Source organism: Methylobacterium sp. E-046 (genome assembly GCF_022829625.1).
In the GTDB taxonomy this organism is placed as follows: Bacteria; Pseudomonadota; Alphaproteobacteria; order Rhizobiales; family Beijerinckiaceae; genus Methylobacterium; species Methylobacterium longum.
Genome location: NZ_JAKSYP010000220.1, coordinates 1 through 8,418, shown reverse-complemented (window position 1 = coordinate 8,418; position 8,418 = coordinate 1). Strand labels below are relative to the sequence as shown.

Genomic DNA, 8,418 nt, shown 5'->3' with positions numbered 1-8,418 from the left:
CAGGCACGCGAGCGCGAGCGCAAGCTGCGGACGTTGAGGCGCCTCAGCGAAGCCCTTGGCAGGCCGGTCGAGGACTTCTTCAAGACCGGCGCCGGTGCTGATGCCACCGAGGGCAAGGTAGACGGCGCAAGAGGGAAGTAGGAACGGTGCGACCACGCACTCGCTCCTCGCGGTCCGGTCCCTGCACCTACCCGGCATGATCCGATCCGAGCTTGTCGCACGCGTCGCGGCGCAGAACCCGCACCTCTACGCGAGGGATGTCGAGGCAGTGGTCGATGCCATCTTAGACCGGATCACCGACGCGCTAGTGAACGGCCACCGGGTGGAGCTGCGCGGGTTTGGGGCCTTCTCCACGAAGCAGACGAAGGCCCGCGACGGCCGCAACCCGCGGTCGGGTGCCCACGTCGCGGTGCCGGCCAGGACGACGGTCAACTTCACGAGGGGCAAGCTTATGCGGGTTCGGCTCAACCGCCCGAAGGTCGAGCCGGAGGAGGAAGCGGAACGGCTCCTCCGGGCTTCCTGATCTCGCTGACCGGCTGCAGGGCCGCCTTCACCTCCGCGACGTGGGACGGCTCTGAGACGCCCAGCAATGTGCCGATCTCGGCGTGTGTGGCGAGGCAGCACCGGGCGAGGGCTAGGAGCTGCGCGCCGGCTGCTTGCGACCCAACCCGGTCGATCGGACCGCAGTTGGCACTTCCACAAAGCGGTCGTTTGTCGGCTGTCCAGCAACTTCGGTTCGGGGCGGGAAGCGGTCCGTAGTCCTTCGCCCCGAATGGGATAGGCGAAATCCAATTCATTGCGGGCATCCGCAACGGGCGAAGCGGCCTGTGGCAACAAACATCTTCACTATTCAGCCGGTATAGCGACGATCAAACAGCAGCACGGTCATGAAGGCAGCGGCCACGCCCCAACTCAAAATTATCATTACATGAAAATAAAAACCTGTTGCGCCGCGTGTAATGAGCAAGAAGGGCGCAACGAACAGCAACATAGTCGCGAGACCGACTAGCGGAGCGATTATCAGTCGCGCAATGAATTGGTATATGTGCAGCCCTCGGGTGAGGCGCATGTATAACCAAGCAAATGTTGCTGCGGGTATGATACCGAAGATGTAGGAAAATGGGAGATAGAACAGATATACTATGATTTCGATCATGATATTTTGGAATGAAATATCTAATTTTTCAGGGAATTGGATCCGCACTCGGTATCTCGCGCTTATAGATCCTAGAACGAAGCAAACATATCCAAAAAAAGGTCCGTACAAGAGGATTTTTCGGAACAGTTTGCGACCGGCTTCGCGGTTAATTAAAAATTTGCGTTGTATTGAGCTATGTACAGCAATAGTTTTTCCGTTACTCATTCTTCCTCTCAACAGCGGTAACTGTTTAAGAAAAGGGCATTCTGACCTGTACACTTATGTCCGTATAGGCGCTCTTGCACGTGGCTTTTACTGCTGAGATAGGTTGTCCGCTTTCCACGCGTCCCGGTCGTAGGTCACTGTCTTTCCGAGCAGCCCGCACGCCGGCGCTGCTGGCTTCTGCAAAAGGTCGTGAGCGGGCACGAGCCGATGTCCGCTCCTATGGACCTGCGCCCCGGAAGCGGACCGTCACAAAACCACCCTGAACGGCCATTCCGTAATCGACCCAACGCAGCCATCCAGACCTCCGCCTGCGCTTCTCCAAAGCGGCCGTTCGTCAGACCCGGTAACTTCGGCACGGGGCGCCAAGCGGCCCTGACCTTTCACCCGAATGCGGACGTCCCGTGCAATCGCGCGAACTTCGATCCATCCTTGTCGCGGCCACGGAACAACGGGTCAGAACGCGTCAGCCGAAAGATGCGCGGCCATCTGTCGGGCGTGTGCAGGCAAGGCTGCTAGGCTGCGTGTACACAGCATCAGGTGTCGCAGCGCCCAGGCGTCGGTGAGGGGCATCCAGCGGATCGGCAGCCGAGCCGCGGCACGGCGCGCGGCCGCCTCGGAAATGACCGCTACGCCGATCCCCCGCGCGACGACCCGGCAGGCCGCATCGAAACCGTCGACCCGCACGCGCAGTTTGAGGTGATGGCCTGCCAGCGCCGCGTGGCCAGCGAGGTGGATCTGCAGCGCATTGCCGTGCGCCAAGCCGACAAAAGGCTCGTCTAAAATTTCCCGGAAGGCGATGTTGCCGCGCTGAACCAAGGCATGCGCTTCCGATACGACGAGGACGAGCTGATCGGTGCGGAACGGCCGCGTTTCCAACGCCGCGAGATCGACAGTGTCGGCGACGATGCCGATGTCAGCGAGACTGCCGGCGATAGCCGCGACGATCTCCCGGCTCGGCCGCTCTTCCAAATCGACGTCGATGGACGGATGAATGGCTAGGAAGTCGGCCAAAGCGTCAGGTAGAAACTCGGTTAAGGCTGCCGTGTTGGCCAGCACGCGCACATGGCCGCGGAGCCCGCCGGCATACTGCCGCAACTCGCCACGCATCCGCTCAAGCTGGCCGACCACGACGCGGGCGTGATGGGCTACGGCCCGCCCCGCCGGCGTCAGTTGCACCCCGCGCGGGTTGCGCACCAGCAGGGATACGCCGCCTGCCAGCTCCATGTCCCGGATGCGCTCGCTCGCCGAAGCCAGCGCCATCCCGGCCCGTTCCGCGCCGTGGGTGATGCTCCCGACATCGACGACGTGCAAGAAGAGGCGAAGATCGGTTAGGTCGAAGCGCATCGGAGTATCGTCGCCCGCTCTCGCGAGAACGCAAGCCCCTTCGGCTGAGCCGAAGTCTGCCTGGGCATGCTTCCGCATTGTGGCGAGGCCCGAACGCCCACAGGCTTCAGGCATGGCTTCCCATTCTGCAGTCACCACATCCGAGCACTTCCTCGCTCTCGTCGCCATCCGTTTGGCTGCGATGGTCGCCGTCTGCCTGATCGCGCTCGCGGCGCCGTCGCAGCTGCACCGCCCGCAGGTCGCTTGCAGCACGGTCGCGGTCGGAGCGGTGCAGTCGCCAGTTCCGGGGGGTAAAGTCGATGAGGTGATCCAGGACATGCTGCGGCACGACTGATCACGGGTACAAGAAGGGTAAACTCACCGTGCCGGACATCATGGTCGAAGTCGCGGGATCCTGGCTTGGCGAGCGGCGCGAGCAATTCCTTCAGACGGTCCACCGTACTGTCGCGGGGAGCTTCGGTACGCCCGAAGACGAACCGGTGGCACGTCTGGTCGAACACCCCGTCGACACGTTCCTCAGGCCGAGAAATGTCGGCGACCGCTTCACGCGGATCGAGATCTGCCTGTTCCGAGGACGGTCCCTGGAAGCCAAGCGCAATCTCTACCGGGCGCTCGTCGAAGCTCTCGCTGCGCACGATGTGGCGCCTGAGGACGTGAAGATCGTGCTCGTCGAGGTCGCCCCTGAGGACGTCGGCCTGCGCGGCGGCCAAGCCGCCTGCGATGTCGACCTCGGTTACGTGATCCAGGTCTGACGAGGCTGACAGAGATGATGCCTCCGTTCGAGACCGATCTGCTGTTCGTCGCGGCGCTGACGTTCCTCCTAGCGGGCTTCGTCAAGGGAGTGGTCGGGCTTGGCCTGCCGACGGTCGCGATGGGCTTGCTGACGCTGGTCCTCGCGCCTGCGCAGGCCGCCTCGCTGCTGATCGTCCCCTCCCTAGTAACGAACGTCTGGCAGTTGTTGGCGGGCCCGCGGTTCGGGACGATCGCCATACGCCTCTGGCCGATGATGACCGGGATCGTCGTCGGGACGCTCGCGGGAACCGGGTTCGTGCGCGCCGGCGGCGCGGGATGGGCTAGTATCAGCCTCGGCATCGCGCTGATCACCTATGCCGGGCTGGGCCTGACCGCGGTACGCTTTTCGGTGCCGGACGCCTCGGAGCGCTGGCTCGGGCCACTGGTCGGTGCAGCCACGGGCCTCGTTACGGGAGCGACCGGCGTGTTCGTGATCCCCGCGGTGCCCTATCTCGGTGCGCTCGGCCTCGCCAAGGAAGACCTGATCCAGGCTCTTGGCCTGTCATTCACTGTTTCGACACTGGCACTCGCCGCAGCGCTGACAGAGGCGGGCACGTTGCACGGTATGGCTCTCGGCACATCGGTCGCCGCGCTCGTTCCAGCCCTCGTTGGAATGATCCTGGGCGGCTGGGTGCGCAGCCGTGTGAGCGAGGTGATCTTCCGACGCTGTTTCTTCTTGGGGCTCCTCACACTCGGCACCCATCTTGTTGTAAGATCATTGCTGTAAATGCACGTCCGAGACCCGACGACGCGCCCAGATCTCGACAGACATCACAATGCGTATTGATGAATATAGGCGACCGCTCTTCAGCCATACTAATAAATATCCAGCGCTGTAAGCTGATCTACGCTTAATACAAACTTATGACAATCAATATGATCTTTTTGGCAGAACATGATAGATCACGCTTCGATAGCAGTCCGTGATTTAGCAATAAGCGCAGCGCTTTACGAGTGCATTCTCGCGCCACTAGGCCTTGACCGCCTTGTAGACCGCACGAATACAGTCGGTTTTGGCAAAAAATACCCTGATTTATGGCTCAATCACCGCCCTACGTTGCCGCCGCTATCTGAAAACACCGGAGCACATGTCTGTCTGCGGGCGCCCGACGTTGATGCTGTACGAAACTTCCACGACGAAGCCCTTGCGCACGGATGCCGCGATGCCGGTCAACCTGGCCTACGCCGAGCGACAGTGACGACTTATTTCGGTGCCTTCATATTCGATTTAGATGGCAACAAAATCGAAGCAATTAGCTTTCCGAGTGTCTGATAGACGTGACATGGTCCATAGAGCTAGCGCTCTGACGCCGACAAAGGGATTGGGGGCTATGGGCAAAAGGGTCGATCACTTAAACCTTCGACGAGGCCGATGCCACTGCGGCAATGTTGTTTTCGAAGCGACGCTCGTTGAAGGTTTCAGCACCATTCGCCGCTGCACCTGCTCCTATTGCCGGATGCGAGGAGCAGTTGTCGTCTCCGCGGAATTAGGAAGCATCCGCTTCATAAAAGGAGAAGGAGCGCTGACGAGCTACCGCTTCAACACCGGCACAGCACAGCATTTCTTTTGCTCGCGTTGCGGAATTTATACGCACCACCAGCGTCGTTCTAACCCGAACCTGTTCGGCGTCAACGTTGCCTGCTTGGATGGAATAAGTCCCTTCAATTTTACTGAAGTGCCGGTCGTCGACGGCGTCAACCATCCAAGTGATACGGGGCAGGCAACTGAGCGCGTCGGCACACTCAACTACATTCCGAAAGTTTGATATTTCTGGCTGCCGAATTATTGCCAGACTGTTTTCGGATCCGGAGAAAATTGGTCTCGAATGGCTGAGGTTCGGCTGCTTCTCGTTGATTTAGCTCCGTAAGCGGACAGGCCGAAAATGACCCTTAGCAGCGCCTGCATCATGCCCGTTCCAACAGGTCGATGAGCAGCGAACCAGCTGCCGCAACCACATTCCCATGTCCACCCCAGCGCAGGGGCTCTACCTCAATCACGGTGGCCTCGGTCCGCACCTCGGGCAGCACGGCCTCGGGCGCCTCCATCTCGCGATCGGCATCGTTGCCTCGCATCCAGACGACCTGGCTGCAGGTGGCGTTCTCGGGGGCGGCTAGGGACGGCTCGGCGTCTCCGCCGTCTTCGTGGTCTGCTTCGCCGTCGAGGCGGTCGAGGATCGCGATGAACCGATCCGCCATGTCGAGGGCAGCCTGCGCGCCTGCCTCGATCTCGGCGCGCAGATCCATCGGGGAGACCGGCCCCGGAAACTCCGGGGCGGCCTGTTTCAAACGCGGAGTGAAGGTCAAGATCTCGCCCACGATCAGGCTCTCCACGCGGCAGTGAGGTCGGCGAGCAGAACCGCGTCCCGGATCGCGCCCTCGCAATCCATCTCGTACCGAAGGCGGGCGCCTAGGATCTCGTCGCGCTCGTCGTCGTCCTTCGGGCGATAATTGCGGAGGAGGCCGATGATGCGGTCACGAACGTGCCCGGCTCGAACATACTCCTCATCGACGACGCGGGCGGCGGCCTCATCCGCCTCCACGAAGGGCAGACACGACATGTCGGACCACATGTCGGCCGGGGCGGTGAACTTCTCGCACAGACGAGCGAGAACCCGGATGCTGCAGCCGGACAGGTCGACCTCATCGGCCTGCTTGCGAGCCAGATTGCCTCGGTCTGTCGGCGGCGCGAGCAGGGCCGCCTCTAAGGCACGGTAGCCGTCAGCCCAGACGGACTCGTGCCCGTCAGCAGGCTCGCCGTCGAAACAACCGGCGTTGCTGATCTGCTCGCGGATCCAGTGAAGTAGCGCGAGCTGCCCGTAGCGTGAGGTCGGCGTCGTCGCGTAGACGGCGGCCAGGGCGCGGCTGTCGGCATCCATCAGTCGCTGCTCTTCCTCACGGTCGGCGGGGTTTGAAACGGTGCCTTTGATCCGCTCCTCGAACTGATCGTGCGCGAGCTTTGCGTAGTGAGCCGCCTGCATGGCAGCGAAGATCGGGTCAGGGCTGCCCTCGGCCCTCGCGGCAGCGATCTCCTCATCCGTGCCGTGCCGCTTGATCTGGGCCGCCTCGAACACGTTGTGTGATCGGAAGGCCAGCGCGAACAGGGCGTCAGTCCGCAACTCGCGCCGCAGCTTGGCGTCCAAGGTGCGGTTCCCGGCCTCGTCCAGACTCCCGCACTCGGCGGTGAACCGGCGACTCAGCTCCTGGCGCGCCACCGTGTAGAGGCGCATGGCCGTGAAGTTGATCCATTCGGCGACCGGGGCGCGGCGCGTGTTGCCGGCGGCGTCCTCGTAGAAGATGGTCCCCTCGGCTTCGGTGCCCGCTGAGACAGGCCGTTCCGGGGAGAGCGCCGCCTGGATCTCATCAAGGCGCAGTTGCCGGCGTAGGCGGTTCTCGAAGCCTGTACGCAGGGCCTCGCGGGTGCGCTGCTCAGCGGCCTTGGCTCGGCGCTCGAACTCATCATCCGCGATGTCGTGCAGGCGCTCCAGCTCCAAGCGCAGCCCCTCGGGGATGTTGATGAAGCTCATCGGCTCCCGCTCCGGGTAGGCCATGAAGCCGGGTGGCGGGCTGTCCCAATCGACGGCCTCGGCTGCGGCTTCGGCTGCGGCCTGCGGCTCCGGCTGCTGGACGGCACGCGAGAGGCTGGCCTTCAGGTCGGCGGCGCGCTCGCGAAGTGAGGGGCGGTCTGGCTGCTGACGGCGGAACGGGTTGAGCGAGGGCATAGGTAAGCCTCCAGGGATCATAGGATCAGGGGACGAAAGCGCGACGGGCGATCCGCCACGTCGGCGGATCAGAGCAGGGAGGCGAGGCCGGTCAGGACCATGCCGCCGCCGATGATGGCGACAGCGGCCAGCAGCTCGCCGGCCACGTCGAGGAAGCGCGGGGAGCAGCTGTGCGCGGTGTCGGGGCGGACAGGGGCCACGGCCTGCCAGGGCTCGATTGCGCCGGGCGGCGTCTCGTCGGGCAGGTTGCGGTAGCGGCGATCCACCGGGACGCGGACCGGTTTGCTGCTGACAGTGATGCGGACCGGGACGGCCTGCGAGAAATCGGGGATGCGGGCGTGCTTCATCGTTCGTGCTCCTGGTGGGGCTCGTGGCGGTGGGTCGGTGGTGAAAGGGAGTCCCGTTTCGGCGCCGAACAGCGCGGCGCGGTCAGGGGGTTAGTGAGCGGCGGCCCGGTGGGCGGCCTTGGCGACCTGCCAAGTGGCCTTGAGGGCGGAGGCCAGCGCCTCGCGGCGGGAGACGCCGCAGCGCTCCTGAATGCCGGTGGCAGCCTTGCAGGCGGCGGCCATGATGGCGGCGCGGTCATAGCGGCCGGCGACGACGAGGGGGCGGGTGCGGGCGCCGAGCTGAACGAGGGCGCGGGCGCCGAGCAGGCCGGCCGGGATCTTGGTGCGGGCGTCCTGGCCGGCGCGGTCGATGCGGGTCCAGGAGACGGTGCGGTGGGACATTGCGGCCTCAGAGGCTACCTTGTGCCTGAGACGCAACCTAGATGGCAAGGACGCACCTTGTCAACAGCCTTGTGCCTCAGCTACAATCTGACGGCTCAAAAAGGTTGGACCCGTGGTCGCTTCACTGTCTCCCCGCCTCTGTCGCGCAGGGCGCTCGTTCCTCGCCTGGGAACAGGCCGACCTAGCCGAGGCGTCTGGCGTCTCGAAATCGACCATCGGGGCGTTCGAGCGCCGGGAGGAAGGCGCTCGGCTGACCACGATGAACAACCGCGCCTTAGTGGAAGCCTTCGAAGCCGCCGGCCTGGAGTTCATCCCCGAGAACGGGGGCGGAGCCGGGATCCGGTTTCGAGAGCGGAAAACGTAACGATGGCGACGCAGGCCTATGTCCTGAGCTTCGTCCTCCGCTTCGCGGGTTCGGACTCGGGTACAACACGGCAGATGGTGAGCATCGCCGCTGAGACGGCTGAGGAGG

The 8,418-nt window shown here is 63.4% G+C and carries 12 protein-coding genes; 6 read left to right on the top strand and 6 right to left on the bottom strand.

The window, feature by feature from the left end:
* Nucleotides 1-196 precede the first annotated feature (196 nt).
* Entirely contained in the window at nt 197-523 is a 327-nt protein-coding gene (locus tag MKK82_RS23860) for an HU family DNA-binding protein (protein ID WP_243987047.1), read from the top strand.
* A gap of 327 nt (nt 524-850) precedes the next feature.
* On the opposite strand, the gene MKK82_RS23855 is transcribed toward MKK82_RS23860, so the two are convergent.
* Both MKK82_RS23855 and MKK82_RS23850 read right to left on the bottom strand, forming a co-directional pair.
* Complete coding sequence (locus MKK82_RS23855; protein WP_243987046.1) at nt 851-1,204, bottom strand: hypothetical protein; 354 nt, start codon at nt 1,202-1,204, stop codon at nt 851-853.
* Between the two features lie 612 nt (nt 1,205-1,816).
* Nucleotides 1,817-2,707, bottom strand: coding sequence for a LysR substrate-binding domain-containing protein (locus MKK82_RS23850; protein WP_243987045.1), 891 nt, complete (start codon nt 2,705-2,707; stop codon nt 1,817-1,819).
* 112 nt (nt 2,708-2,819) lie between these two features.
* On the opposite strand from MKK82_RS23850, the gene MKK82_RS23845 reads away from it, so the two are divergent.
* From MKK82_RS23845 to MKK82_RS23825, 5 genes are all read left to right on the top strand, one after another.
* Nucleotides 2,820-3,041, top strand: coding sequence for a hypothetical protein (locus MKK82_RS23845; RefSeq protein ID WP_243987044.1), 222 nt, complete (start codon nt 2,820-2,822; stop codon nt 3,039-3,041).
* Nucleotides 3,042-3,186: 145 nt separating this feature from the next.
* Nucleotides 3,187-3,459, top strand: coding sequence for a tautomerase family protein (locus MKK82_RS23840; RefSeq protein WP_243987043.1), 273 nt, complete (start codon nt 3,187-3,189; stop codon nt 3,457-3,459).
* 14 nt (nt 3,460-3,473) lie between these two features.
* Nucleotides 3,474-4,226 carry a sulfite exporter TauE/SafE family protein gene (locus tag MKK82_RS23835; RefSeq protein WP_243987042.1) on the top strand — a complete coding sequence of 251 codons (753 nt, stop codon included), beginning with the start codon at nt 3,474-3,476 and terminating at the stop codon, nt 4,224-4,226.
* 168 nt (nt 4,227-4,394) lie between these two features.
* Nucleotides 4,395-4,772: a VOC family protein gene (locus MKK82_RS23830; protein ID WP_243987041.1), complete on the top strand. Its 378-nt coding sequence runs from the start codon at nt 4,395-4,397 to the stop codon at nt 4,770-4,772.
* Nucleotides 4,773-4,830: 58 nt separating this feature from the next.
* Nucleotides 4,831-5,265, top strand: a complete 435-nt coding sequence (locus MKK82_RS23825; protein WP_243987039.1) for a GFA family protein — start codon at nt 4,831-4,833, stop codon at nt 5,263-5,265.
* 139 nt (nt 5,266-5,404) lie between these two features.
* Here the strand turns inward: MKK82_RS23825 and MKK82_RS23820 are convergent, their stop codons facing one another.
* The 4 genes from MKK82_RS23820 to MKK82_RS23805 form a co-directional block, all read right to left on the bottom strand.
* On the bottom strand, nt 5,405-5,815 hold the full coding sequence (locus MKK82_RS23820; RefSeq protein ID WP_243987038.1) for a hypothetical protein: 411 nt from the start codon (nt 5,813-5,815) through the stop codon (nt 5,405-5,407).
* 2 nt (nt 5,816-5,817) lie between these two features.
* The gene (locus MKK82_RS23815; protein WP_243987036.1) at nt 5,818-7,218 is read right to left on the bottom strand and encodes a hypothetical protein; all 1,401 of its coding nucleotides are present in this window, start codon (nt 7,216-7,218) and stop codon (nt 5,818-5,820) included.
* 68 nt (nt 7,219-7,286) lie between these two features.
* Entirely contained in the window at nt 7,287-7,565 is a 279-nt protein-coding gene (locus MKK82_RS23810; protein ID WP_243987035.1) for a hypothetical protein, read from the bottom strand.
* 90 nt (nt 7,566-7,655) lie between these two features.
* Nucleotides 7,656-7,946 carry a hypothetical protein gene (locus tag MKK82_RS23805; RefSeq protein ID WP_243987033.1) on the bottom strand — a complete coding sequence of 97 codons (291 nt, stop codon included), beginning with the start codon at nt 7,944-7,946 and terminating at the stop codon, nt 7,656-7,658.
* Between the last annotated feature and the right edge of the window lie 472 nt (nt 7,947-8,418).

What these genes read in the sequence shown, in the direction of transcription:
- MKK82_RS23860 (WP_243987047.1), top strand. Translation starts at nt 197, where the DNA reads ATGATCCGATCCGAGCTTGTCGCACGCGTCGCGGCGCAGAACCCGCAC.
- MKK82_RS23850 (WP_243987045.1), bottom strand. Translation starts at nt 2,707, where the DNA reads ATGCGCTTCGACCTAACCGATCTTCGCCTCTTCTTGCACGTCGTCGAT.
- MKK82_RS23845 (WP_243987044.1), top strand. Translation starts at nt 2,820, where the DNA reads ATGGCTTCCCATTCTGCAGTCACCACATCCGAGCACTTCCTCGCTCTC.
- MKK82_RS23835 (WP_243987042.1), top strand. Translation starts at nt 3,474, where the DNA reads ATGATGCCTCCGTTCGAGACCGATCTGCTGTTCGTCGCGGCGCTGACG.
- MKK82_RS23830 (WP_243987041.1), top strand. Translation starts at nt 4,395, where the DNA reads ATGATAGATCACGCTTCGATAGCAGTCCGTGATTTAGCAATAAGCGCA.
- MKK82_RS23825 (WP_243987039.1), top strand. Translation starts at nt 4,831, where the DNA reads ATGGGCAAAAGGGTCGATCACTTAAACCTTCGACGAGGCCGATGCCAC.
- MKK82_RS23815 (WP_243987036.1), bottom strand. Translation starts at nt 7,218, where the DNA reads ATGCCCTCGCTCAACCCGTTCCGCCGTCAGCAGCCAGACCGCCCCTCA.
- MKK82_RS23810 (WP_243987035.1), bottom strand. Translation starts at nt 7,565, where the DNA reads ATGAAGCACGCCCGCATCCCCGATTTCTCGCAGGCCGTCCCGGTCCGC.
- MKK82_RS23805 (WP_243987033.1), bottom strand. Translation starts at nt 7,946, where the DNA reads ATGTCCCACCGCACCGTCTCCTGGACCCGCATCGACCGCGCCGGCCAG.